At 51.9% G+C, this 792-nt stretch carries 2 tRNA genes and 1 rRNA gene; all 3 read right to left on the bottom strand.

What is annotated here, in order from left to right:
- Positions 1-394: 394 nt before the first annotated feature.
- Positions 395-470 (bottom strand) — tRNA-Ala (locus EOJ37_RS14330).
- Positions 471-597: 127 nt separating this feature from the next.
- Positions 598-674: transfer RNA gene (locus EOJ37_RS14335), tRNA-Ile, on the bottom strand.
- Positions 675-740: 66 nt separating this feature from the next.
- Positions 741-792 (bottom strand): 16S ribosomal RNA (locus EOJ37_RS14340); the annotation flags it as partial.

Below are 792 nucleotides of genomic sequence, written 5' to 3' on the forward strand. Positions count from 1 at the left end.
TTCGCAGATTAGCACGCCCTTCTTCGCCTCTGACTGCCTAGGCATCCACCGTGTACGCTTAGTCGCTTAACCTCACAACCCGAAGATGTTTCTTCTGTTCGGTGTGGCTGCGAACCCACTGTGCTGCGTTGTGCCGTGCGCGCAATCCTCATGGACGCTCTGTCCACTCCGGTTGCTGTGCGCGGTACGCCTTGCTCAGTGCCTTCTCGCTCACACCTCAATGCAGAAATGTCTAAAAACACCTCTTGCGGTTGTGATGAATTTGAGAGACTCGCCAATAGCGCTACGCCATTGGTCGTTTCAATTTTTCAGCTTGTTCCAGATTGTTAAAGAGCAATAAACTTCGCAGTACACTGTTGCCAGTACACTCTGAAGCTTTTTTATGACCGTAATATGGTGGAGCTAAGCGGGATCGAACCGCTGACCTCCTGCGTGCAAGGCAGGCGCTCTCCCAGCTGAGCTATAGCCCCATACCGTCAATACAGAATACCTTTATCGTTACCACGTGACTTAATGTCAGTGCTTCGCGCTGTTCGGCAGGAAACGCTTCCTCGCCATCTACCGCGCCACATCAGCTACACGGTATAACAGAGAATGTGGTAGGCCTGAGTGGACTTGAACCACCGACCTCACCCTTATCAGGGGTGCGCTCTAACCACCTGAGCTACAAGCCTATAAAGGTTCTGCTCGCGACGTTTATCAGACAATCTGTTGTAGGCACTCACGCGCTATCTCTAAGGTAAGGAGGTGATCCAACCGCAGGTTCCCCTACGGTTACCTTGTTACGACTTC

This window comes from Serratia microhaemolytica (genome assembly GCF_004011885.1).
Taxonomy (GTDB): Bacteria; Pseudomonadota; Gammaproteobacteria; order Enterobacterales; family Enterobacteriaceae; genus Serratia_G; species Serratia_G microhaemolytica.